The sequence below is a fragment of the Sedimenticola hydrogenitrophicus genome, from assembly GCF_029017505.1.
In the GTDB taxonomy this organism is placed as follows: Bacteria; Pseudomonadota; Gammaproteobacteria; order Chromatiales; family Chromatiaceae; genus Sedimenticola; species Sedimenticola hydrogenitrophicus_A.
On the sequence record NZ_JAQGEI010000006.1, the window covers coordinates 109851 to 134811 of the forward strand.

Annotated in this window: 19 protein-coding genes, 2 tRNA genes and 1 pseudogene; 14 read left to right on the plus strand and 8 right to left on the minus strand. The window is 58.9% G+C overall.

What is annotated here, in order from left to right; genetic code table 11:
• Positions 1 to 154 precede the first annotated feature (154 nt).
• Together thrS and O9K64_RS05330 are read right to left on the minus strand one after the other, a co-directional pair.
• Positions 155 to 2065, minus strand: a complete 1911-nt coding sequence (gene thrS, locus O9K64_RS05325) for a threonine--tRNA ligase (protein WP_275097041.1) — start codon at positions 2063 to 2065, stop codon at positions 155 to 157.
• 304 nt (positions 2066 to 2369) lie between these two features.
• Positions 2370 to 2446, minus strand: a tRNA-Val gene (locus tag O9K64_RS05330).
• A gap of 183 nt (positions 2447 to 2629) precedes the next feature.
• Here O9K64_RS05330 and O9K64_RS05335 point away from each other — a divergent pair.
• The 5 genes from O9K64_RS05335 to O9K64_RS23640 all read left to right on the plus strand — a co-directional run bounded on the left by O9K64_RS05335 (position 2630) and on the right by O9K64_RS23640 (position 7716).
• Positions 2630 to 3787 carry an efflux RND transporter periplasmic adaptor subunit gene (locus tag O9K64_RS05335; protein ID WP_275097042.1) on the plus strand — a complete coding sequence of 386 codons (1158 nt, stop codon included), beginning with the start codon at positions 2630 to 2632 and terminating at the stop codon, positions 3785 to 3787.
• Positions 3784 to 4470 (plus strand): ABC transporter ATP-binding protein, encoded by a 687-nt coding sequence (locus O9K64_RS05340; RefSeq protein WP_275097043.1) that lies wholly within the window; start codon positions 3784 to 3786, stop codon positions 4468 to 4470. The genes O9K64_RS05335 and O9K64_RS05340 overlap by 4 nt, the downstream gene beginning before the upstream one ends.
• On the plus strand, positions 4470 to 5675 hold the full coding sequence (locus O9K64_RS05345) for an ABC transporter permease (RefSeq protein ID WP_275097044.1): 1206 nt from the start codon (positions 4470 to 4472) through the stop codon (positions 5673 to 5675). Before O9K64_RS05340 ends, O9K64_RS05345 begins: the two co-directional genes overlap by 1 nt.
• A 1-nt stretch (position 5676) precedes the next feature.
• Positions 5677 to 6876 (plus strand): ABC transporter permease, encoded by a 1200-nt coding sequence (locus O9K64_RS05350; RefSeq protein WP_275097045.1) that lies wholly within the window; start codon positions 5677 to 5679, stop codon positions 6874 to 6876.
• A 69-nt stretch (positions 6877 to 6945) separates the two neighbouring features.
• Complete coding sequence (locus tag O9K64_RS23640) at positions 6946 to 7716, plus strand: phosphatase PAP2 family protein (protein ID WP_275097046.1); 771 nt, start codon at positions 6946 to 6948, stop codon at positions 7714 to 7716.
• Positions 7717 to 7950: 234 nt separating this feature from the next.
• Here the strand turns inward: O9K64_RS23640 and uvrB are convergent, their stop codons facing one another.
• Complete coding sequence (gene uvrB, locus O9K64_RS05360) at positions 7951 to 9957, minus strand: excinuclease ABC subunit UvrB (RefSeq protein WP_275097047.1); 2007 nt, start codon at positions 9955 to 9957, stop codon at positions 7951 to 7953.
• A gap of 123 nt (positions 9958 to 10080) precedes the next feature.
• On the opposite strand from uvrB, the gene O9K64_RS05365 reads away from it, so the two are divergent.
• The 7 genes from O9K64_RS05365 to prsT all read left to right on the plus strand — a co-directional run bounded on the left by O9K64_RS05365 (position 10081) and on the right by prsT (position 17082).
• Positions 10081 to 10638: a GspH/FimT family pseudopilin gene (locus tag O9K64_RS05365; RefSeq protein ID WP_275097048.1), complete on the plus strand. Its 558-nt coding sequence runs from the start codon at positions 10081 to 10083 to the stop codon at positions 10636 to 10638.
• 121 nt (positions 10639 to 10759) lie between these two features.
• A tRNA-Asn gene (locus O9K64_RS05370) sits at positions 10760 to 10835 on the plus strand.
• Positions 10836 to 11133: 298 nt separating this feature from the next.
• Complete coding sequence (locus O9K64_RS05375; protein ID WP_275097049.1) at positions 11134 to 11412, plus strand: type II toxin-antitoxin system RelE/ParE family toxin; 279 nt, start codon at positions 11134 to 11136, stop codon at positions 11410 to 11412.
• 12 nt (positions 11413 to 11424) lie between these two features.
• Positions 11425 to 11703 (plus strand): HigA family addiction module antitoxin, encoded by a 279-nt coding sequence (locus O9K64_RS05380; RefSeq protein WP_275097050.1) that lies wholly within the window; start codon positions 11425 to 11427, stop codon positions 11701 to 11703.
• A gap of 98 nt (positions 11704 to 11801) precedes the next feature.
• The gene (locus tag O9K64_RS05385; RefSeq protein WP_275097051.1) at positions 11802 to 12689 is read left to right on the plus strand and encodes a class I SAM-dependent methyltransferase; all 888 of its coding nucleotides are present in this window, start codon (positions 11802 to 11804) and stop codon (positions 12687 to 12689) included.
• A 271-nt stretch (positions 12690 to 12960) separates the two neighbouring features.
• Positions 12961 to 14106 (plus strand): PEP-CTERM sorting domain-containing protein, encoded by a 1146-nt coding sequence (locus O9K64_RS05390; RefSeq protein WP_275097052.1) that lies wholly within the window; start codon positions 12961 to 12963, stop codon positions 14104 to 14106.
• 192 nt (positions 14107 to 14298) lie between these two features.
• The gene (prsT, locus tag O9K64_RS05395) at positions 14299 to 17082 is read left to right on the plus strand and encodes an XrtA/PEP-CTERM system TPR-repeat protein PrsT (protein WP_275097053.1); all 2784 of its coding nucleotides are present in this window, start codon (positions 14299 to 14301) and stop codon (positions 17080 to 17082) included.
• A gap of 377 nt (positions 17083 to 17459) precedes the next feature.
• On the opposite strand, the gene O9K64_RS05400 is transcribed toward prsT, so the two are convergent.
• Positions 17460 to 18683, minus strand: a complete 1224-nt coding sequence (locus O9K64_RS05400) for a PEP-CTERM sorting domain-containing protein (protein ID WP_275097054.1) — start codon at positions 18681 to 18683, stop codon at positions 17460 to 17462.
• A 692-nt stretch (positions 18684 to 19375) separates the two neighbouring features.
• Here O9K64_RS05400 and O9K64_RS05405 point away from each other — a divergent pair.
• Entirely contained in the window at positions 19376 to 20596 is a 1221-nt protein-coding gene (locus tag O9K64_RS05405) for a cyclic nucleotide-binding domain-containing protein (RefSeq protein WP_275097055.1), read from the plus strand.
• A gap of 21 nt (positions 20597 to 20617) precedes the next feature.
• Positions 20618 to 21475 (plus strand): annotated as a pseudogene (locus O9K64_RS23540) (ThiF family adenylyltransferase); the annotation flags it as partial.
• Between the two features lie 1137 nt (positions 21476 to 22612).
• Here the strand turns inward: O9K64_RS23540 and O9K64_RS05415 are convergent.
• From O9K64_RS05415 to O9K64_RS05430, 4 genes are all read right to left on the minus strand, one after another.
• A complete protein-coding gene (locus O9K64_RS05415; RefSeq protein WP_275097057.1) occupies positions 22613 to 23596 on the minus strand; it encodes a WD40 repeat domain-containing protein in 984 nt (327 codons plus the stop codon).
• A gap of 40 nt (positions 23597 to 23636) precedes the next feature.
• Positions 23637 to 23855 (minus strand): DUF2835 domain-containing protein, encoded by a 219-nt coding sequence (locus tag O9K64_RS05420; RefSeq protein ID WP_275097058.1) that lies wholly within the window; start codon positions 23853 to 23855, stop codon positions 23637 to 23639.
• Positions 23856 to 23865: 10 nt separating this feature from the next.
• Positions 23866 to 24285, minus strand: a complete 420-nt coding sequence (locus tag O9K64_RS05425; RefSeq protein WP_275097059.1) for a CBS domain-containing protein — start codon at positions 24283 to 24285, stop codon at positions 23866 to 23868.
• A gap of 93 nt (positions 24286 to 24378) precedes the next feature.
• Positions 24379 to 24957 (minus strand): class I SAM-dependent methyltransferase, encoded by a 579-nt coding sequence (locus tag O9K64_RS05430; RefSeq protein WP_275097060.1) that lies wholly within the window; start codon positions 24955 to 24957, stop codon positions 24379 to 24381.
• Positions 24958 to 24961: the final 4 nt, after the last annotated feature.

Below are 24961 nucleotides of genomic sequence, written 5' to 3' on the forward strand. Positions count from 1 at the left end.
TACATAGAACAACTATGCGCGCCTTGCCGTGCCTTGAAGGCAAACGGCCGCTTCAATAAAATCTGTGGCCGGCGCAATCTGTGACAGTTATTTCTTTCCAGGCCCTTACCAATACAAAAAGCACCGATAACCGGTGCTTTCAACTGGTAAGCCTTTAATTTGAACGGCGGCTGATTTCATCCCGCATGCGCTGTGATAAATCCTCGATGCTCATGCTACCGAGGTCTTCACCTGTGCGCGTACGGACGGCCACCGTCCCCTTTTCCATCTCGCGGTCGCCCACCACCAACAGGTAGGGAACTTTTGCCAGAGTATGTTCGCGAATTTTAAAGCCGATCTTCTCGTTTCTCAAGTCTATTTGTACCCTGAACCCCTGATTATCCAGCTTTTCCGCCACTTTTTTCACATATTCGGCCTGTCGGTCGGTGATATCCATGATCACGGCCTGTTTCGGGGCCAGCCAGAGCGGCAACGCCCCCGCCGACTCCTCGATCAGGATGCCGATGAAACGCTCCAGCGAACCGAGGATCGCACGGTGCAGCATCACCGGCACCTGGCGGCTGTTGTCATCGGCGATATAGCTGGCATCCAGCCGGCCCGGCATGGAGAAATCGACCTGCATGGTACCGCACTGCCAGACCCGGCCCAGACAGTCGCGCAGCGAGAAATCGATCTTCGGCCCGTAGAAGGCGCCCTCGCCCGGTTGCAGCCGCCAATCCAGGTTCTTGGCGTTCAGCGCCTGCTCGAGGGCCTTTTCCGCCTTGTCCCACACCTCATCGCTGCCGACCCGCTTGTCCGGCCGGGTGGAGAGGGCGATCTGGATGTCGCTGAAGCCGAAATCCGCATAGACTTCAAACAGCAGATCGACAAAGGCCGAGACCTCTCCCTGAATCTGGTCCTCGGTACAGAAGATATGGGCGTCATCCTGGACGAAGTTGCGCACCCGCATCAGGCCGTGCAGGGTGCCGCTCGCCTCGTTGCGATGACAGGAGCCGAATTCGGCCAGCCGCAGCGGCAGGTCGCGGTAGCTCTTCAGCCCCTGATTGAACACCTGAACATGACAGGGACAGTTCATCGGTTTGATGGCGAAATCACGCTCTTCCGAGTGGGTGGTGAACATGTCATCCCGGTACTTGTCCCAGTGTCCCGACTTCTCCCACAGGCTGCGGTCGACAATCTGCGGGGTGCGGATCTCCCGGTAGCCGGCACGCCGGATCTTCTCGCGGATGTACTGCTCCACCTCACGGTAGATGGTCCAGCCGTTGGGGTGCCAGAACACCATGCCGGGGGCCTCTTCCTGGATATGGAACAGGTCCTGGGCCTTGCCCAGTTTGCGGTGATCGCGCTTCTCCGCCTCTTCCAGCCGGTGCAGATACTCCTTCAGATCCTTCTTGTCCCGCCAGGCGGTGCCATATACCCGCTGCAGCATCTCGTTGTCGGAGTTGCCGCGCCAGTAGGCGCCGGCCAGCTTCATCAACTTGAATGCTCTCAGACGCCCGGTACTGGGCACATGGGGTCCGCGGCAGAGGTCGGTAAAATCCCCCTGGGTATAGAGGGAGAGATCCTCGTTGGCCGGGATCGACTCGATGATCTCCGCCTTGTACAGCTCGCCCAGCTCGCGGAAGAACCGCACCGCCTCATCCCGCGACATCACGGTACGGGTGACCGGCAGATCGGCCTTGGCCAGCTCTTTCATCTTCTCCTCGATCGCCTTGAGGTCCTCCGGGGTGAAGGGGCGCTCGTAGGAGAAGTCGTAATAGAAGCCCTCCTCGATGGTCGGCCCGATGGTGACCTGGGCCGTGGGAAACAGCTGCTTGACCGCCTGGGCCAGCAGGTGGGCGGTGGAGTGACGGATCACATCCAGCCCCTCGGCATCCCGATCGGTAATGATCGCCAGCCGGCCGTCCTGCTCGATCACAAAGGCGGTGTCCACCAACCGGTCATCGACACGCCCGGCAAGGGCGGCCTTGGCCAGGCCGGGGCCGATGGAGGCGGCGACGTCGTGTACGGAAACCGGATTATCGAAGCTCCGCTGGGAGCCGTCTGGGAGGGTAATGACAGGCATTCTTTCTCTCTCTCAGTGGTGACCCATACGAGAGGCCACATGAATTAAAACAGATCCTATTGATCCACCGAATCGACATGCGCAACATGTCGTTGTATCGGGCGGCGGTGGATGCGCTTTCGCTTACCCATCCTGATTGCAAGGTCGGTTAACCCCTCGCCGCATGGCGATGGGTTACGTCCGACCTCCTCCACCCATCCTACACGGGCTGGACACATCCGCTCCCGCACCTCCCTGTGCTTCGCTGGATAAGTCTAGCCCTAGACAAAAAAGCCTCCGTTTCAGCGGAGGCTTTTTTGGGTGTTGGTAGGCGCGATCGGATTCGAACCAACGACCCCTACCATGTCAAGGTAGTGCTCTAACCAACTGAGCTACGCGCCTGTAAAAGAGCGCGAATAATACACGCTGTTCGGCGTGTAGTGCAAGTGCGAAAAACAGATCCTATGATCCTGGGAGGGGAATGTAAGTATTGATTTTATAGCGGTTGCAAGCCTATATAGTGTACGACAGACTCCTACACTCAAGCGGACGGGCCTGTAGCGGGATAAAAACAAGGATATCGATGTGACCTTCAAATCCAAACCCCTCATTGCACTGCTGATCATGGCGGCCGTCGGCGCCACCCTAATCTGGTACTTCAGCCGCCCCGAAGCGCTCTCTGTCACCACGTCCCCGGCGCAGCTCGGCCTGGTTGAAAAAACCGTGGCCAACACCCGCGCCGGCACGGTCAAGGCCTGCCGGCGGGCCAAGCTGTCGCCCGGCACCGGTGGCCAGATCGCCCAACTGGATATTCGCGAAGGCGATCTGGTCAAGCAGGGCCACCTGCTGTTGCAGCTCTGGAACAAGGATCTGATGGCCCAGATCCGACTAAGTGAATCGGAGGCCCGGGCGGCGGCGGCCAGCGCCCGGGCGGCCTGTCTGCAGGCGCAGGTGTCAAAACGCGAAGCCGACCGCATGCAGCGCCTGCACCAGAAAGGCGTGGTATCCGAAGAGGCGATCGACAAGGCCCAGACCGATGCCCAATCACGGCTGGCGGATTGCGAAGCAGCCAACGCCTCCACCCGGGTGGCGTCCGACCGGGTGGATGTCAACCGCAGCAACCTGGAGCGGACCCAACTGTTCGCCCCCTTCGACGGCATCGTGGCGGAGATCAACGGCGAGGTGAACGAATACGTCACCCCATCGCCACCCGGCATCCCCACCCCGCCGGCGGTGGACCTGATCGATATCAGCTGTTTCTTCGTGGAGGCGCCGATCGACGAGGTGGACGCGGCGCGGATAGCGGTCGGTCAGCCGGCGCGGGTCACCCTGGACGCCTTTGACAAACGTGCCTTCCCGGGCCAGGTACGGCGTATCGCGCCCTATGTGCTGGATCGGGAAAAACAGGCGCGCACCGTCGATGTGGAGGTGGAATTCAGCAATCCCGAGGATATCCGCCAACTGCTGGCCGGCTATTCGGCGGATGTGGAGATTATTCTCGAAACCAAACCGGACGCCCTGCGCATACCCACCGACGCGGTGATCGACGAGAACCGGATCTATCTGTTGCGGCCCGACAGTGGCCTGATCGAGCAGCGAAAGATCGAGACCGGCCTCTCCAACTGGGATCACACCGAGGTACTCTCCGGCCTGAAGGTGGGGGACCTGGTGATCACCTCGGTGGATATCGAGGGCCTTGAGGATGGCGCGCCGGCGATCCAGAAGAGGGACCCACAAAAGTGATTCGACTCGAGCGGATCAACCGCAGTTTCATGGTGGGTGACGAGACGGTCCACGCCCTGCGCGATATCGACCTGGAGATGGCGGCGGGCGATTACCTCTCCATCATGGGGCCGTCCGGTTCGGGCAAATCCACCCTGCTGAATATCCTCGGGCTGCTGGATCAGCCGGACAGCGGCCGCTACTTTCTGCAGGGCACCGAGACCACCGCCCTGAACGAGACCGAACAGGCGGTTGCCCGTCGCGACCATATCGGCTTCGTGTTCCAGTCCTTCCACCTGATCCCGCGTCTCACCGCGGCACAGAATATCGAACTGCCGCTGATGCTGGCCGGGGTCGAACCGGCCGAGCGAACGGGGCGGGTCGCCGCGGTGCTGGAACAACTGGGACTCAGCGACCGTGCCAGACACCGCCCGGACCAGCTCTCCGGCGGCCAGCGCCAGCGCGTCGCCATCGCCCGGGCCACCATCATGCAACCCGCCCTGCTGCTGGCGGACGAGCCCACCGGCAACCTGGACAAGCACTCCGGTGATGAGGTGGTGCAGACCCTGGAGCAGTTGAACAGCCGCGGCATCACCCTGGTGGTGGTCACCCATGACCCCGAGATCGGCGGCCGGGCGTCACGTCGGATCCGCATGGTGGACGGCGCCATTGATCCTGGGCACCCAATGACGGGGAGCGGCTGATGCGGCTGGATGACGCCTTCGGTTTCGGCCTGCGTGCCCTCACCGGGGCACGCAGCCGTACCTGGCTGATGCTGCTGGCGATGGCCATCGGCGTCGCCTCGGTGGTGGTGTTGACGGCCCTGGGCGAGGGGGCGCGGCATTTCGTGGCCAACGAATTTTCCAGCCTCGGCTCCCATCTGGTGATCGTCATCCCCGGCAAGGTCGAGACCACCGGCGACACCCCGCCGCTGGTGGGCGGCACGCCACGGGACCTGACGCTGGAAGATGCGCTGGCCCTGGAGCGCAGCAGCGCCATCCAGCGGATCGCCCCGCTGGTGCTGGGCGCCGCCCCCGTCTCCTATCGACAGCTGGAGCGTGACATCACCGTAATGGGTTCCACGGCCGACCTGATGCCGATACGCAACCTGGAACTGGCCCGCGGCAAGTTCCTGCCCGAAACCGACCCGACCCGGGAGAGTGCGGTCACGGTGATCGGGGACAAGTTGAAAAAGGAGCTGTTCGGCAATCGTCGCGCCATTGGCGAGTGGGTGCGTATCCACGACCGCCGGTTCCGCGTGATCGGCATCCTGAAACCGCTGGGGGAGTCGCTCGGCATGGATATCGGTGACATTGCGGTGATTCCGGTAGCCTCGGCCCAGAGCCTGTTCAACACCGAGGGACTGTTCCGCATCCTGGTGCAGGCGGAGGGCCGCGAGGCGGTTTCCCGCGCCCGGCAGGCGGTCATCGACATCATCCGGCAACGCCACGACGACGAGGAGGATATCACCGTCATCACCCAGGACGCCCTGCTCTCCACCTTCGACGACATCTTCCGCTCGCTCACCTACACCGTGGCCGGTATCGCCTCCATCAGCCTGGCGGTGGCCGGCATCCTGATCATGAATGTGATGTTGGTGGCGGTCTCCCAGCGTACCGCCGAGATCGGTCTGCTGAAGGCGCTGGGCGGTCGCCGGGGAGAGATCCTGTCCCTGTTCCTGATCGAGGCCGGCCTGCTCTCGGTAGCCGGCTCGACCATCGGGTTGATGGTTGCCTATGGCGGGGTCTGGATCATGGGGCGGATCTATCCCGATTTCCCGCTGCTCATCCCCCTCTGGTCCCTGGGGGCGGCGCTCGGCATCTCCCTGGCCACCGGCCTGCTGTTCGGCATCCTGCCCGCCCGGCATGCCGCCCGGCTCGACCCGGTCGTGGCCCTGGCGGGACGCTGAGATGCTGGCCCGGGACTTCATCCGCCTCTCCCTGAGCTCGGTACGTTTTCATCGTACCCGCAGTCTGCTGACCGCCCTGGGTATCGCCGTGGGTATCGCCGCGGTGGTCCTGCTCACCTCGATCGGCGAAGGGATCAACAAGTATGTACTCGCCGAGTTTACCCAGTTCGGTACCAATCTGATTGCCATCAATCCGGGTAAGTCGGCGACCTTCGGCATCTCCGGAGCGCTGATCAACAGCGTCCGCCCACTCAGCCTGGAGGATGCCGAGAGCCTCGCCCGCCTGCCCCATATCCAGGCGGTGGTGCCGATGGTGCAGGGCAATGCCGCGGTGGAATTCGACCGGCGATCCCGCCGCACCTATGTCTATGGCGTGAGCGATGCCGTACCCGACGTATGGCGGATGAAGCCGGCACTGGGCCGTTTCCTGCCGGCCGATGACCCACGTTTTGCCCGCGCCTTCGTGGTACTCGGCAGCAAGATCCGCGACGAGCTGTTCAAGCAGGAGAATCCGCTGGGCAAGCGGGTGCGCATCGGTAGCGAGAGCTTCCGGGTGATCGGCGTGATGGAATCGAAGGGCCAGCTGCTCGGCTTCGACCTGGACGACGCGGTCTATATCCCCACCCACAAGGCGATGGCCCTGTTCGACCAGGAGGGGCTGCTGGAGATCGACCTGCTCTACCGCAGCGGCGTCGACAGCGCGGTGGTCGCCGAGCAGATCAAGCAGCACCTGATCTCCCGCCACGGCAACGAGGATTTCACCATCACCACCCAGGACCAGATGCTGGAGACCCTGGGCTCGGTGCTGAATATCCTCACCCTGGCGGTCGGCGCCCTGGGCGGCATCTCGCTGCTGGTGGGCGGGGTCGGCATCCTCACCATCATGACCATTTCGGTCAACGAACGCACCGCCGAGGTAGGCCTGTTGCGGGCGCTGGGGGCACTCCGGCAACAGATTCTCTGGCTGTTTCTGGGCGAAGCGGTGGTGTTGGCCAGTCTGGGCGGCCTGGCCGGGCTGCTGATCGGCGCCGGCGGCGCCTGGCTGCTGCATGTGGCTGTACCGGCACTGCCGACCCACACCTCCTGGGGCTACGTGCTGGCGGCCGAGGGGATTGCGGCGGTGATCGGCCTGGCGGCCGGGGTGATGCCGGCCTGGCGGGCCGCCCGTCTCGATCCCATCGAGGCGTTGCGCACCGAATAGTCGGGTCCGGTTGACTTCCCGGGGGATAGGGGCTAAAAACCGTTTTCTTTCTTTCCCCGGAGTGTTTTCGTGCCGCAGAATCCGCGCATCTGGTACCCCCTGCCCTTCCTCCTCTGCCAGGTTGCCGGCCTGCTGATCTACTCCAGTTGGCTGTTCGAGCCGACCCGCGCGCTCTGGGATGCCCTGGACAGCCGCGTGTTCTTTCTGCTCAACGGCCTGCTGGCCGAGGGGGATTGGGGACGCCTGTTTTGGGCGGCCGCCAATACCAAGACCGCCGATATTCTCACCGGCCTGGGGATGATCCTGTTCTTCTTCCTGTTCATTTTCAGCGGTCCCAAGGCGTCGCGTATCGAACGCCTGAGTATGTTCGGCGTGATGGCCGGAATGATCCTGCTAAGTCAGGATGGCGGCCTGGTGGATCTCTACAAACAGACCATTGCGGTGCAGCGGGCGAGCCCGTCACTGGTGCTGGAGCCGGTCTACCGGCTGAGTGAACTGATCCCCCAGATCAAGGCCAAGGACGCCTCCCAGGGCAGCTTTCCGGGTGATCACGGCATCGTCACCCTGCTCTGGGTCGGTTCTATCTGGTTCTTCGCCGGCTGGCGCTGGGGAGTGGCGGCGATCCTGAGCGGCACGCTGATCCTGCTGCCACGCATGGTGGCCGGCGCCCACTGGCTGTCGGACAACCTGGTCGGCTCCAGCCTGTTGGCGCTACTGATGGTGGCGTGGATCCTCTGCACCCCGCTCGGCTACTACCTGCAGCGGCTCGGGGAACGAATCCTCGGTTTCATGCTGCCGGGCAGTTGGGGCACCAACCGCTTAGGGCTCACGCAAGAATAATTTCGCAGTACCGAGGGCGTTCCTGGGCCACGCCGGCAAGGCACGCTTTGCAGGCAAAGGTCGCTGCCGACCATTGCATCCTCGGCTCCGTAAACGGTACATCCCTGTACCACTCCTCATGCCTCCGCGACATAAGTCCATCCATGGACAAACCTGTTCCCTTGCCCAAAAGTGTAACGCCGGCGGAGGGGTCCAGGGGCGACCGAATACCGGAACTTATTTTTGCGCGAGCCCTTAGGCCAGCAGCCCCTTCCCCTGCAGTGACTTGATCTGGTCGCGCAGCCGGGCGGCCTCCTCGAACTCCAGATCGCGGGCGTGCTGGTACATCTCTTTTTCCAGCTCCTGGATACGCTTCGCCATCTGCTTCGGCGACAAGGCAGCGTACTCCGCCGTCTCCTCGGCCACCTTGGCGAAACGTTTGGCGGACATGGGGCCGCCGACGCGCGCCCCCTCCATGATGTCGGCCACCGACTTGCGAATGCTCTGGGGGGTGATGCCGTGGGCGATATTGTGGGCGACCTGCTTCTCGCGTCGCCGGTCGGTCTCATCGATCGCACGCTGCATTGAGCCAGTCACCCGGTCGGCATAGAGAATCGCCTTGCCGTTGATATTGCGCGCGGCCCGGCCGATGGTCTGGATCAGCGCCCCTTCAGAACGCAGGAAGCCCTCCTTGTCCGCATCCAGGATCGCCACCAGGGAGACTTCCGGCATGTCCAGTCCCTCGCGCAGCAGGTTGATCCCCACCAGGACATCGAACTCGCCCAGGCGCAGATCACGAATGATCTCCACCCGCTCCACCGTCTCGATATCCGAGTGCAGATAGCGCACCCGGATGCCGTGGTCATTCAGATAGTCGGTCAGATCCTCCGCCATGCGCTTGGTCAGAGTGGTGACCAGCACCCGCTCCTTTACGGCAACACGCAGATTGATCTCCGAGAGCAGATCATCCACCTGGGTGCCGGCGGGACGTACCTCCAGCTCCGGGTCCACCAGCCCGGTGGGGCGCACCACCTGCTCGATCACCGCGCCGGAATGCTCCAGTTCGTAGGCGCGCGGGGTGGCGGAGACATAGATGGTCTGGGGCGAGCGCTGCTCGAACTCCTCGAAACGCAGCGGCCGGTTGTCCAGAGCCGAGGGCAGGCGGAAACCGTACTCCACCAGGGTCTCCTTGCGTGAGCGGTCACCACGGAACATGCCGCCCACCTGGGGGATGGAGACATGGCTCTCATCCACCACCAGCAGGGCGCTCTCCGGCAGGTAGTCAAACAGGGTTGGGGGTGCCTCGCCCGCCTGGCGCCCGGAGAGGTAGCGGGAGTAGTTCTCGATGCCGGAACAGTAGCCCAGTTCCAGGATCATCTCGATATCGAAGCGGGTGCGCTGCTCGAGGCGCTGCGCCTCCACCAGCTTGTTGGCCTCACGCAGCTGCTCCAGGCGCTCCTTCAGCTCGACCTTGATCTGCTCCACCGCGGCCAGCAGGGTCTCGCGCGGGGTGACGTAGTGGGACTTGGGATAGATGGTGTAGCGCGGCACCTTGCGCAGGATCTCGCCGGTGAGCGGATCGAACAGGGCGATCGACTCTACCTCACCGTCAAACAGCTCCAGCCGCACCGCCTCCCCGTCCGACTCGGCCGGATAGATATCGATCAGCTCACCGCGAACCCGGTAGGTGGCGCGGTGCAGTTCCACATCGTTGCGGGTGTACTGCAGCTCGGCCAGGCGGCGCAGAATGGCGCGCTGATCCAGCACATCACCACGCACCAGGTGTAGCACCATGCTGAGATAGGAACGCGGATCACCCAGGCCGTAGATACAGGAGACGGTGGTGACAATGATGGTGTCCGGCCGCTCCAGCAGCGCCTTGGTGGCGGAGAGCCGCATCTGCTCGATATGCTCGTTGATCGAGGCGTCCTTCTCGATGAAGGTGTCCGAGGAGGGAACGTAGGCCTCCGGCTGGTAATAGTCGTAATAGGAGACGAAGTACTCCACCGAATTGTGCGGAAAAAACTCCTTCATCTCGCCATACAGCTGCGCCGCCAGGGTCTTGTTGTGCACCAGCACCAGGGTGGGCCGCTGCAGCTCCTGAACCACGTTGGCGATGGTGAAGGTCTTGCCCGAACCGGTCACCCCCAGCAGGGTCAGCCCCGCCTCGCCATCCCGCAGCCCCTCAATCAGCCGGCGGATCGCCTCCGGCTGATCACCGGCCGGCGAGAAATCGGATACTAGTTGGAAGCTCTTGGTCATATCAATCGGAAAATTCCTACGGGGGGTTCGCGACAATCCTATCCTGAGCCGCTGCCGGTCACGCTAGATTTCACCCTTGGGGTACAAAGGAATTGTGCCACAACCAGACAAAGGAGTGTCATCGTGAAATCTCATGTTATTGGGAGCATAACCCATGGTAAGGGGGTAACCCTGCTGGAGCTGTTGACCACTCTGGCCATCGGCAGCATCACCCTCTCCCTGGCCGTACCCGCCATGGCCACCCTCACCGGCAACAACGCCCGCACCGGCTCAATCAACACCTTGGTCAGCCATATCCAGCTGGCCCGCAGCGAGGCGATAACCCGTGCCAGGCGCACCATACTCTGTCCCAGCCTGGACGGACAGACCTGCTATGACAGCACCACCTGGAATCAGGGCTATATCCTGGTCGAGGACAGCAACAATAACAAAATGGTTGACCCCGGTGACCAGCTGCTGCGGGTATTTCAGGGTCTGGACCAGCGAATTACGATCCACTCTACGGTCAATCGCAAGCGCATCCTCTTCAACTCGCTGGGTATGTCACCCGGCTACAATCTGACGCTCAGTTTCTGCGATCAACAGCAAATAGCCGAACCGAAGGCGGTGATCGTCTCCAACACCGGCCGTCCACGCCTGTCAAAGACCAAACCCGATGGCTCACCGATCGACTGCCCGTGAGGGCGGAACCCGATCAGGTCAGAACAGGGGGCAATTACGACCCGCGGGGCGGAAGAAAACTTTTTCCCCCGCACCCTTGACCACACCGGGATAGCTGATTAGTATACGCGCCTCGACACATTCCTCGGTAGCTCAGTTGGTAGAGCGGGTGACTGTTAATCACTAGGTCGGCGGTTCGAGCCCGTCCCGAGGAGCCATACAATCAACGGCTTACGTTCACCCGACGTAAGCCGTTTTTCTTTGTGTCCCAGTTATGTCCCACCGCTGAACTGATCCGCTCCCGGAATCTCACTCGTAAAACAGCCCGATACCATTTCAGCCCTGAACCATTCAAAAGCTGGTTGAGGAACCGGAAAGCCAAAATACCGAAATCCCGGTATTTACAGCCAAAGACCAAAACGGCGGTATCTTCGCCCACGAGTTGTCGGCGGTGATCGGGTGAGGAAAGATCCCTCTCCACCTTGATAAGTGTATCGTGTCGCGATACACTAAACCATGATTAAGAGTTGGCAGCATAAAGGAATTAAGCGGTTCTTCGAAACCGGGTCCAAACAGGGAATACAGGCCAGCCATGCCGACAAGCTGAGTCGCCAATTAGCTAAACTTGATGAGGCAACTACCCCGGAAGATATGAATATCATCGGTTGGGGGCTTCACCCGCTGAAAGGAGATTTAGCTGGCCATTTTTCAGTGAAGGTTAACGGGAATTGGCGATTAACCTTTACGTTTGAAAGCGGCGATGCAGTTCTGGTGGATTATCAGGACTACCATTGAGAAGAGGCAATTATGAGTAATATGTTCAACCCCCCACATCCCGGCTCGATCTTAAGAGAAGACGTCCTGCCTGCAATGGCAATCAGTGTTACCGAAGCCGCCAAGCGGCTGGGCGTAAGCCGTGTTACTCTGTCTCGCGTGCTTAATGAAAAGGCAGCAATCTCTCCAGAAATGGCACTGAAGATCGAAGATTGGCTGGGTGTCAATAATGGCGGTCGCGCTGAGACTTGGTCCGGCATGCAGCTTAAACACGATATGTGGCACGCCAGGCAGAAGCACCAGGCGGCTTAGATTATGACCCCGGTTGCAATGCGATTGGCTGCATCCCCCCGGTGTCAGAATAGTTGCCGTGTGAATGGACCCTGTAAAACCGTGCAAAGGAGCAGAAAATGCCCAGCCTATCGCTGTTGCAAACATTTTTTCGCGAAGTAATTACCCGGGAACGCAGTAAGCGTGTTACCGAACCGAACCTGGTGATGGATGACCCGGACAAGGTGGCGGCCTATACCCGGGCGGGGCGGGAAGATGGTGTGATGGCCCCGGTCTACCTCTTCCACTGTGCCCAAATCTGCGAAGTGATCAAACCCGGAGACACGGTGGTGGACCTGGGGTGCGGCCCCGCGACTCAACTGGCCATGGTGGCCAGGCTCAACCCCGATGCGACCGTGATAGGGATCGACCTTTCGGATGAGATGCTCCATAGAGCCCGTGACTATGTTGGAGGCCAGTCATTGCGCAACGTGGAATTCCAGGCGGGCGATATTTCGAATCTCGCCATGTTTCCCGATGCGTCCGTCGATGCCCTGTATTCCACCGTGGCGCTTCACCACCTGCCGGATTTCGCGACGCTGGAGAAAACCTTTTCGGAAATCAGCCGGGTGTTAAAGCCCGGCGGCGGTTTATATGTTGTCGATTTCGGCCACTTGAAGTCAGAAAAATCCATCGCCTATTTCGCCCACCAATACGCCAGACAGCAACCCGAGCTGTTTACCCTGGATTACTTGTATTCCTTGCGCGCCGCTTTTTCCAGGGATGATTTTGTCGCGCTCACCAAAAAATATTTTGGTGAGCGAATGGCGGTCAAGTCGACTTTTCTAATGCCCTATATGGTCGCGGTAAAGAGCCCTCCCCGGGCCGACCTGAATAATACCTTGTTAAAAGGGGAGCTTAAAAACCTGTACAACCGGTTGCCGGGCTACCACAAAAAGGATTTGTCGGATCTTACATTGTTCTTTCGGTTGGGGGGATTGCAAAGTCAATATTTGAGCCACCTCTGAGCTGGGACCTACCCCATCAAATGACCGCCTCCCTTCGTTCTCACGCTACCGCGTGGGAATGAATAACCTTCGAGCAGGGAACTTAGACCATCAATGGCCGCCGGCAGGTGTCCGTTTTTTTTACAAATCCAGCGACACCAAGATGGTTTAAAGCGTTGGTGGATATCTAAGTTACGGATGCACAAAAGAAAAAAAACATTGGCGCATTGCTTGCTTTGTTTAAGTTGGCGGAACTGGTTAATAACGATTCATTATTTCTTGGGTGACTAAAATGGATACTTCAAGGCTTGTGAAAGTTTTAGTGGGCCTGGCCTTTACGTCGGTGGCGAGCGGGGCGCTGGCACTGGACTTCGAGGCTGACGGCATCCCCTATGTACAATACGGTGATGGTCAGTCGTACTCCCTGCCCATCTCTCAATTTATCGATGGCTGTGAGGGACCTGGCTGCGATTACTACGTGAAATCGACGCCGGGTGAAATCAAGGATCTGACGGTGCTGGGGACCGGAAGCAGTGGTGTGCCTGTAACCACCAACACTACCGGCATGGATGGCGCCTATGAGACGCCTTCCGGGGTCTCCGGGGAGGCTTTTTTCAGCACCCCGACCTTTACCGACCCCGATGACGCCAACGACGACAACGTCAACAACGATTATGCGCAAAGCTGGGACGCGTCCCTGACGTCGCTGCAGAGTTTCCTGAATGGCGAGGAGATGATCTTTTTCTTCAACAACAATCAGCAGAACAGCTTGGGTGCGGCCGCTCAAACCCTGGCCGCCTGGGCACAACTGTGGATTACCGATGACCTCGGCAACCTGGTTGGGGAGGTCTACGAGTTTACCAACAATAACGAACCCTACAACCTGGTTTCCCAGGGCGGTGGCGGTGTAGTGAACGGGGATGTAACCACTTATAGTTCAGGTGTTCTCGACCCGTTAACCAACAACCCGGATGGCGACGGCACGGACGGCGATACCGACTATGTGCTCTCCGGCGGCCAAATCTGCCTGTCGAACGCGTTTTTGCCGGTACCCTGCGATGGTAGCGAAGCCTTTGGTCCGTTCAACCACAACCTGGGCGCCGACGAAGTTGCCTATGCCATTATCTTCCCGGAATTGAATGACGCCCTCGCGGGTCTCTTCGCTGGCGGGCTGGATTTGAGCGACTACACCCTGCATGTGGATTTCCGCCTCGGGTGCGACCCATTTCTGTACAATGATGATGGGACTGGGGATATCTGTACGGGCAGCACGCTTGGATTCGGCAAGAGCCTGAACAATGGTTTCGAGCAACTGTTCATAGGTACGAGGGAAACGGTAACCCAGGTACCGGAGCCGGGCTCCCTGGCCCTGGTCGCCCTTGGTCTGCTGGGGTTCGGACTCTTCGGACGGAGATCAAGGAGGGTCGCCGACGCATAATACGCATAATACCGATAGCGAACGCCGCTAAACCTCGAGGAGCCGCGATCACAGCATCGCGGCTCCTGTTTGTTATCGCATCCCCACAGATACGGTCTATTCCCAACGAAGCGTAATGCAGTGTTGTATACTCGATCGAAACGGTGAAATTACTTGATAAACTAGCAATTCATACCGGGGGTTGTTCAGGTCATGCGTAATATCATTGCTATCCCCCTCCTGGTGGTGGTTTTCACCACCTTTTACGGCTGCGATCTTTCCCCAACCTTGAGTTCCGACGAACATCTGGCGCAGGGCAAAAAATATGTCGGGCAGCAAGCGTGGTCTTCGGCACTGATCGCCTATAAAAACGCCGTCAGAGAGGACCCCCGGAACGCAAGGGCGCGGCTGGCGCTCGCCGAACTGGAGCTTCGCCTCGAAGACCCCATGGCGGCGGAAAAAGAGATAAGAAAGGCCCAGGAACTGGAGGTGTCTCCCCAGTATACCCAGCCCCTCCTGGCCAGGGCCTTGCTGGCCCAGGGCAAGTACCAGGAACTGGCGGATATGGCATTGGCGACCGATTTGACCAATGACCAACGCGCCCGGGTATTGAGCCTGGCGGGACAGGCCCAGGTCGAACTCCGGGAGTGGGAGCAGGCGGAGGAGAAATTCAATACCGCCCTGCAGTATCAACCAGACACGGTAGAGGCATTGGTGGGCATGGCGAGGCTCAAGGCCATAAAGAAGAGTAACGAGAAAGCGAGGTCTTTGTTGAGCCGGGCGCAGTCCATCGATAACGAAAATCCGGACGTTTGGTCGTTGCTGGGGGATATCGAGCGGGGTGACGGAAATCTGGCCGAGGCTGAAGAGGCCTACACCAGGGCGAAGGATCTGCAGATTATCGGTTCCCGGGACATCATCAAACGTGTTTTCGTTCGCGTCACCCAGCAAAAGTACGAAGACGCTTTTTCAGACATCCAGTATTTAAGGTCGCAATCCGACAATCGGCCCATCCTGGATTTTTCCGAAGGGCTGATCTATTTCCATCAGGGAAATTATGCGAAAGCCAAGGAATACCTGGAAAAGACGATGGCGGCAACCGATGATTACCTGCCCGCCTTCTACTACCAGGGGGCATCGAATTATTTTCTGGGCAACGATGCCCAGGCCCTGCAAGACTTGGAAGTCTACAATAACAAGATTCCTGGGGATATCAACGCGGTCCGGTTGCTGACTATCCTGAAGATCAAACAAGAGAAATACACGGAAGCTGAAGAATTGATACGGCCGGTTGTGGAAAGACACCCGGACGACACCCTGTCCATCAGCCTTCTGGCCAGTGCATTGATGGAAAACCAGAAAGTCCTCGAGAGTGTTACCTATCTCAAAAAAGTCGCTGATCTTTCTCCGGATTCCGCCTCGGCCCGGATAGGCCTCGGCATCGGCCTGCTGACCAGGGGCGATACCGCCAAGGGAATTTATGAGATAGAGCAGGCCAAGAAGATGGATCCCGGGGTACCGATCAATTTTGAGAAAATCATCCTGCTCCATTTGCAAAACAGGGCTTTTGACGAGGCCATAGAGGTTGCTACTGAATACTACAAGAGAAACCCTGACAATAGCGGAGCCGGGTTTCTCCTGGCAACCGCCCATATGGCCAATAGCGATCCCGAAAAGGCGAAAGTCTACTATGAAAAGACTATCGCCCTGGATCCGGGCCATCTCAACAGCCTGCACGGCCTTGCCAGAATTGCCATGCAGGAGAAATCATTTGATGAAGCAAAATCCGTCTACAACACGGCTCTCAGGCATCATCCTGGGGATTTGCGTTCCCTGGAAAACCTCGCCCTGATCGAGGCCATACAGAATAATCCCAAAGCCACGGTTGAAGCCTTGAATGCCGCCATCAAAGCGAACCCGAGGGCACTGCCTCCCCGGCTCACCCTGGGCCGTTTCTATTCGAAAATGAATCAACCCGAAAAAGTGGTTGAGGTTCTCAAAGACTACCCTTACGGAAAAGCAGAAAATCCAACACGGCTTGCGCTGCTGGGTGAAAGCCAACTGGCGCTTGGCAACTACCGGCAGGCTGTTACCCATCTCAGCGAACTCAGCCGCCTGGCCCCGAAAAACGTCTGGACCCATTACCTGCTTGCGCAAGCCTACGCCGGCGTTAATGACGGCAGGCAGTTTGAACGGCAACTTCAAAAGGTCCTGTCTTTGGATGAGTCGCATGTTCCCGCCCGCCTAAATCTAGCGAGATACTATTTGAGCAATAATGACCACGACAAGGCGGCACTTCATATCAAAAAACTCAAGGAAAGCGATGACAACAGGGACGTGGTAGCTAATTTGAAAGGTCAGTTGGCGGAGGCTTCCGGCAGAATGGAGGAGGCAGTTAAGGAATATCGGACAGCCTTTGACCACAGGCCCGCCAACATTAACCTGTTGCCATTGGAAAATGCGCTCTGGCGCCATGAAGACAAGGCGGCGGCCAGCGAGCTGTTGACCGACTGGTTGAAAGAGCATCCGGACGATCAGCTCAGCCTTTTCCGGCTTGCGTCGAGACAGGAAGCACGGGGCGAGGATGAAAAGGCCGTTGCCACCTATAAGAAAATTCTTGAAATAGATCCGGAAAATGTCATGGTCCTAAATAATCTGGCCTGGAACCTGAAAGACAGGGAGCACGCGCCGGCTTTGAGGTATGCGGAGAAAGCGGTGTCTTTAGCCCCGGAATCCGACGTGGTTATGGATACCCTGGCCGTCGTTGTCACGAACAAGGACCCTGGCCTGGCGATGAAACTGATAGAGCGGGTACTGGCTAAGAAACCCGACGATCCAAACTATCTCTATCACAAAGCCAAGATCATGCAACGCTCCGGGAAGAGTGAGGAGGCTAAAATCCTGCTTGTTTCATTAATGGAAAAGAATGAAGACTTTGTAGAAAAGCAAAATGCCAAGTACCTGTTAAGCCAGATCGACGCCGAGGAAGGTCGATAAACCCTGTAATTGCTCGTTTGCTCGTTCCCCTACGAGGGAAGCCATAGCGGTGGTGTAGATGGCGGTCAAAACCCGAACATAATTGGCGGGATGGGGATTCAGGCGATTCAGAAGAAACAGCCAGCTACTAGGATCAATAGGGTCACCCATCAGGTTCAAGGCATTCGATCACAACGCATTGGGGTGGGCCGGCAGACACGCCGCCCCAGAAAACAAAAGGGATCCAAGGTATGCGAGGGGATCCTGAAGGGAAAGCCGGGATCACTTAACCTACTTCCGCATAGCAGTGTTATGGTGTTTGCCGGTGACTAGGATGCCGGAAATCATAAACCCCACCAGAGCGAATAATGGTGGGGTGGGGTTGGGTAACTTCTGTTCTATTCGATCTTATTTTCGGGCCGCGCTTTAACTCTTCTGCGCCGGTAGCCGATGCCGATACCGGCCAGGCCAAGACCCATCAAGGCAAGCGTGGCGGGCTCCGGTACCGTCGGATTACACAGCGGATCCTCGGGCGGGCACGCTCCGGTGATCGCCGTGCCGATGAACAGCTGCTCGAAGCCGCTGTTCAGGCCATTGCCAAAATCCGCGCCAGTATCCAGGCAATCCATCCAGCCGGTTCCGGCGTCACCCTCACAGCCATAGCGGACATCCACATGCAACGTGTAGTCGGAAAGATCAGCGATGCTGCCATACAACAGGGCCAGCAGATCATTGAGTTCCGGAAAGACCACCGCGTAGGCAACATGATCGGCGCCCAGATTGTGGTTGATGGCCGCGGCGACATCACTCAGCAGCAGACCGCCGGGCAGCAGATCCAGCTCTGCCTGGGTGATGCCGCAGGAGACCGGGATGGGGGTGGTGACGATGGCGTTGGAAGCCACGCATAACTGCCCCCCGGAGAGCACCCAATCGGTATCGCCGGGGTCGGTATTATCGGGATCGCCGGGACCGCTTCCCGTAGCAGTATAGAGTGTCGGGTCACCCAGGAAGATACCGCCACCGCCTTCGGATACCAGGTCATACGGGGAGTCGTTGTTGGTGAATTCAAAGGTGGAACCTGCCACCACGGTGTTCGTATCATCGGTGATCCACAGACGCGCCCAGGCGGCCAGGGTCTGAGTTGATGCATCGGTACCGCTGCTGGTCTGGTTATTATTGAAGAAAAACACCAGCTCTTCACCCGCCGTGAAGGTCTGCAGGGCGCTCAGCGAGGAGTCCCAGGTGGTATCCAGATTATTGGCGACGCTACCCTCGGTACCCTGATAGGTGGAGGTAGAACTGTAGAAGAAGGTATCGCCGGAAACGCCCGACGGGGTCGCGTAGGCGTTATCCATGCCGTCAAAATTGGTCACCACCGGGCTGCCACTGGTGCCGGTGCTCAGTACCACGAGATCCTTAATCTGGCCGGGGGTTGAAGAGATGGTATAGGGCCCATTATTGGTATTGAAGTCAAACTGGTAGTTGGCGATTGGCAACGAGTAGGACTGGCCGTCGCCGTAGGCGACATAGCCCAGCCCGGTCAGGTCGATGGTCGCCGCATGGCTGGCCGAAAACAATAAAAGCCCGGCTACAACGGTACAACTCCTGGTCAAGTTACTCATCGTGTTTCACCTTGTTTGTTATTTTGTGCGTTGCGCCGTGACTCTCGTCCCTTGCCAACTAATATGCATAAATCACGCCAAAATACTAAGTGAATGTAAAATCAATGACATAGATTCCCCTTGACCCAGACCCTCCCTCCAATGTGTAAAATTTACTGACAGCAAAAAGGTATGCGAGGGGATCCTGAAGCGGCGTAGCCTGGATGAAGCCGTTCTTCCCTCAGCCGGATAAACCGCCTGCGCCCACGGCGGCGGAATCCGGGGGACGGCCCGGCACCACGCCGCCCTGGAATCCGCCCGTCGGGGCTGTGCGTCTGTTATGCTGCCATGGCGCGGGCTCCATCCAGGCTACCAATCACCATGCCCGGGGTAGACAGGATACGGAGAGTGAAACGAAACAGCTCGCTTGCCAACTCGGGGAAGCCGAACAAAGACCGTTCGCTCCTGAATAATAATCCTCTTGTTTTTTTGGGTTAACGGCTAATAATTTACGTATACGCATTGTTATCCCATGACCATTGTTCAGATTAGGTCTAGATAGAGCTGATTGGTTATCCTTAAACCGCATGTTCCGAGGGGAGTGGGGGTCGATAGCATGAAATCCTGGTCAGACCATCCCTCCCCTCACGGGAGTCCGGAGGGCGCGGTACAGGGACCGGGCCATAAACGACCGGGAGAATCGGAGTCCGCTCATGTTCGTTAGGCTGCAAGTTGCACGAACAGAAAAACAGCTCGATGATGTTTTCGCTCTTCGATACCAGGTCTATGTGGCCGAGCGGGGCAAATTTTCCGCCACATCTAACGCCGAAAAAGCAATAGTCGACCGCTATGACGCCATGCCTAACGTGGCCAATATCGTGGCCTACTACGGCGACACGGCCATCGCCTCGATGCGCATCAACAAGGACTCCTCCATCGGCCTGCCGGCCGAAGAGTATTTCGATTTCTCCTCGATTCGCGCGGAACTCGAACAACAGTCCCTGGAACAGCACCTCCGCAAGCCGCTGCTGGTCAGCGGCAGCATGCTCGCCATACACAAGGAGTGGAGAAACAAACGGAATGTGATATTCGCCCTGTTCAAGACGGCGGCCGGGGTCATGCACGACTGGGATGCCACCCATATCATCGGTTCAATCAGCGAGGAGACCCTCAGCCTGTATGGGCGTATCGGATTCGACACCGTAGACGAGCCGACATGGAACGAGCGTGTCAAGGATACCCTGGTGCCCATTCTCGCGCCTTTCGAGCGGGTGTTCGATTGGGCCTATGGCGATATCAGCAGAAAAATAGCGCCTTTCTGGCTGGACAACTTCTGCGGAAAATTTGAACGCCTGTTATTGTCGCCGGGCGATATCATCTTTTCACAGAATGACAATGCGGAAAATGCCTATGCGATTGATGAGGGTTGGGTCTCCATATCGCGAACCGATAATGATAGCAATGAAATGGTGCTCGCCAATCTCTCACGGGGGGAGCTGTTCGGGGAGCTCGCACTGTTTGACAATGAACCCCGATCCGCCACGGCAACCGCCATTTCGAACGTGGGACTGATTGTACTGAACAAGCGCTACCTGATCGACATGATCCAGGCCAATCCCGAAAAGCTGATCCAATTATTGACCCACTTTTCAAAACGCGTCCGCGCCCTGGATGAACTGGCCATGGTGCAGGCCTTCGCCCCACAGACCAATCGTGTCTTGTTCGCATTGAATCAATTGTGGCGTTCAGCCGCTGTTGACAGGAAGAATCCCGATGTACGCATGGCGAAGGTAGGCCCTGCGCAGATAGCCAAATCCGCTCAGATACGTGAAAACGATGTCCTGGCGGTGCTGGAAGCGGAAAAGGTCAAAGGGACTCTCGATTATGGAAAAAACAACGTCCGGTTCTTCTCTTCCCCATCCGTGCTCCAGTAATTTCGCCCGAGGGAGTGGCTAGTGGAAAAAAAATTCGAATACCATGAAGCATTCTCGCGCAACATTGGCTGGGTCAGCGAAACCGAACAGGAGATCCTGAACAACAAGCGGATCGCCATTGCCGGATTGGGCGGTGTGGGCGGCAGCCATCTCTTGACCCATGTCCGACTGGGTATCGGCAAATTCAGCATCGCCGATCCGGACATCTTTGAACTGGCCAATTTTAATCGCCAGGCGGGCGCCAGCCTCACTCATGTAAACCGGCCGAAGGTCGATGTTCTTACCGAGATGGCCCGCGATATCAACCCGGATCTTGAGTTGGCCACCTTTCCACAGGGAGTCGATTCGACGAACCTGGATCAGTTTCTGGAAGGAGTGGACATCTACATCGATGGCCTTGATTTCTTTGCGCTTGAGGCCAGACAAGTCGTGTTTGCCGCTTGCACAAAAAAGGGCATTCCAGCCATAACCGCCGCCCCCCTGGGAATGGGTGTCGCCTTGCTTGCCTTTATTCCCGGAAAGATGACCTTCGAGGAGTATTTTCGGCTCGCTGGACAACCCACCGACGAGCAGTTGTTGCGCTTCCTGCTGGGCTTGTCTCCGGCGATGCTGCAGATGCCCTATCTGGTTGACAGCACCCGGGTTGATCTGGACGCCCACAAAGGACCCTCCACCCCGATGGCGTGTGAGCTATGCGCCGGAATGGCGGCGACGCACAGCCTCAAGGTGTTACTCAATCGGGGGCCCGTACCCGCTGCACCACGAGGTGTCCACTTTGACGCTTATCGGAATAGACTGACTCACACCTGGCGCCCCTGGGGTAATCACAATCCGATCCAGAAATTGGGTCTGAAAATTGCCCGGAAACAGTTGTCAAAAAAGCCGACACCCGAGACGCCGGCCCAGAGGGACACGCCCCCGGAAACCCGGATAGAACGCATACTGGATCTCGCCCGTTGGTCGCCTAGCGGTGACAACACCCAGCCATGGCGTTTTGAGATACTATCCGCTAGCCGATTTATGATTCATGCCCACGATACCCGCGACTGGTGCCTCTATGACCTGGATGGCAGGGCGAGCCAGACTGCGGTAGGGGCGCTTCTGGAGACCATCGCCATCGCGGCCACGGCGGAGGGACAGCGGGCTACCTTCACCCGACAGGCCGATGCACCCGAGACCCATCCGCTGATCGCGGTCACACTGAACGAGATGGAGAGCCCCGGGAAGGACCCGCTACTCCCCTTTATCAAGGCGCGGGTAACCCAAAGAAGGCCTTTTTCAACCCGGCCACTGACACCAGCCCAGAAACAGATTCTGGAGCAATCCGTGGGTGACGCCTTCCGGGTGGTGTGGCTCGAAGGCCGGGATAGGCGATGGCAAATGGCCAGACTCATGTTCAAAAATGCCCACATACGGCTCACCATACGGGAAGCGTACGAGGTGCATAAGCGAATCATTCAGTGGGATTCCCAGTTCAGTGAAGACCGCATACCGGACCAGGCGGTGGGCCTCGACGCGGTGGCCCTGAAACTCATGAAATGGGCGATGCAGCGATGGGACAGGGTGGATATGTTGAACAGGTATTTTGCCGGCACCCTCATGCCGAGGATTCAACTGGATCTGATTCCCGCATGGCGCTGCGCCGCGCATTTTATCCTGGTGGCCCGACACCCCGTAGACGGTATTGACGGCTATTTTGACGGCGGGCGCGCTACCCAGCGTTTCTGGTTAACGGCGACACGGTTGGGCCTGCAATTTCAGCCGGAGATGACACCGCTAATTTTCTCCCGATACACAGCGGAGTCCAGAACTTTTACCACCGACCAGAAGGCGCAACACAATGCAGCCCGGTTGAAGCGCCAGCTCGAATCCGTGATAGGCGCGGACAATCTGGCCAACGCGGTCTTTATCGGGCGGGTTGGGGTCGGCATTGTGCCGAAGGCAAGGTCACTCCGGCACGCTATTTACAAGATGATCCTGAACCAGGCCGGTAAACCGCACGAGCCTTAGGGCCCATCACCAGTTATCCCCTACCCGCTGCGGACGGTAGGGCTTGCTCAGGTCGTAGAACCGGATACTCTCGTCATCGCTGCCGCTGACCACGTAGCGGCCATCGGGGCTGAAGCGCACGGCGGCACCACAGAGCCGGTGTCCCTGCAGCCGGCGCAACACCGTACCCTCATCCGCGGTTACCAGGCGCAGATTGGCGTCGGTATGGCGACCGAGGCTGATCAGCCGCTCGCCGTCCGGATGGTAGTCCAGTGAGGTGACTGCCCCCCAATGCTCGGTCTGCTGAATCCGCAGACGGCCGGTTGCCAGATCCCAGTAGAAGAGGTTATACCAGGCGCCGGCGGCAAGCTCCCGGTCATCGGGCGAGAAACGCAATTCGAGGGCAGTGCGCGGCGGCAATTCCAGCCGGCGGATTTCGGCGAGGGTCCGATCCAGCAGCCGCACCTGTCGATCATCGGTGGAGAGCGCCAGCCGGGCACCGGCATGGTCCGTGGCCAGCGCCACTATTTCCGTGCCGAATTCAAGCTGCCTCACCGGCTCCAGGCCGGGATAGGCAAAGGCCCTGACCTGGCCATTCGCGTAACCGGCCAGGATCAGCCGGCCCTGCGCGAGATAGGCGAGCGCGGTCAGGCCAGCCGTGGTCTCGCGTTTGGCGATGAGCCGGTTATCAGACAGACCTGAAATGACAATGGTGCCCGCCTCTTCGGCGCTCAGCAAGCGGCCCTGATCCAGCCAGATCAGTCCCCGGACCGGCGAGCGATGCCTTCTCAGCCGGCTGATCCCGCCACCCCCCGGCACCTCCCAAACGGCCAGATCGCCCTTGAAACCGGCGGAGGCGATGCGCTCCCCTGACGGATCAAAGGCGAGTCGGGTGACGCCAAACAGATGGCTGTCGGGGATAGCCAGATCGGGTGGCTGGGCCGGCTGGAGCCCGGCGCAACCGCCCAGCAACAAACCCAGCAGCAGTATCAGATAAACATGATTATGCATTGGTCATCCTATCAAATTCGATACCATGCGCGGCCCCGGATCACAGGCGGCGCAGCTCAACCAGCTTGTTGTTGGCATCCAGGGTCAGCTCAAAACGACCGGAGATGCCGTCGGCGGTGACAAAGGGCCTGAAACTGTTGGCCGGGAGCTGGATGGTGCGTCCATCCTCTGCCTGGACAATCACCGCCCGGGCGGCGCCGCGGTAGTAGTGAAGATAGGCTTCAGCGCTGATATTCAGTTGAAAACGGTGACGCGGCATTGCAGGGTCTTCATTTTTGTAGTTCGAGTCCGAGGAAGATCCCGTCCAGCACCAGCAGATTGGGGCTGATGGTGCCGAGGATTTTCTTCTCCTCCACCACCAGCGCACGCACCAGATCAAAGCGGGCGAACAGGCGGGAGCAGTAGCGGATGTCCATCTCCGGATCGACATAGACCGCCGGTTTGGCCATCACCTCGTAGACATTGACCCGCTTGGGCGAGCGATCCAGCGCCAGAACCTGGCGCGCGATATCCGATACCAGCAGCAGGCCATACTCGTCATCCACATGACGTTTGTCCACCACCAGCAGCGAGGTGCGGAGCTTCTTCATCTGCAGTAACGCCTCATAAATCGTGGCATTGCCTTCGATCAGGCCGAACTCGGTTTTCATGACATCCCGCACACAGATACGGGGGGTTGTTTCATTCATGTCTCACTCCTCGGGTTAGCGCGATTTCGCGCCAGCGACGCCGTGCGGCCGACCGACATTATTATCCAACACCGATTTGAACTCTAGGACAATTCAGACCCGCTGCGCCACCAGCATGGCCATATTACGCCAACCGCGACGGGTATCGCCCAGCAGGCGCTCTTCCCGATAGACCCGGACCTTGAGCCCGGAGAACAGCCCAAGCAGTTCGTTGTCATCCAGCCGGAACTGTTCCGATGTGGGTCCCTCGTCACTGACCGCCACGCGGCTGTAGGTCTGGTAGAAGAGCAGGCCACCCGGCTTCAACGCGGCGGCAATGGCCGGAGCCAGTGACCGCTCGAGAAAGAAACTGACCAGAATCAGGTCAAAGCTTCGGGGTTCGGGCGGGAGTGCAATCACGTCGCGCACGGCGGTGCTGATTACAAGCCCCTGATCCCCGGCCGCCCGCTCCAGCCTGCCAATGGCGACCGGCGACAGGTCCCAGGCGGTCACCTGCAGTCCGCTGGCGGCCATGAAAAGGGCGTTGGCCCCACGCCCACAGGCCAGATCCAGCGCCCGGCACCCGGGGGTGGCCAGATGCATGTTCTGCTCCAGCACCGTGGCGACCCGGCCCAGACTCTCCGCCTCGGCGTGCCGGCTATTCCACTTGGTGAGCAGCTCGTCATCCTTCATCGGT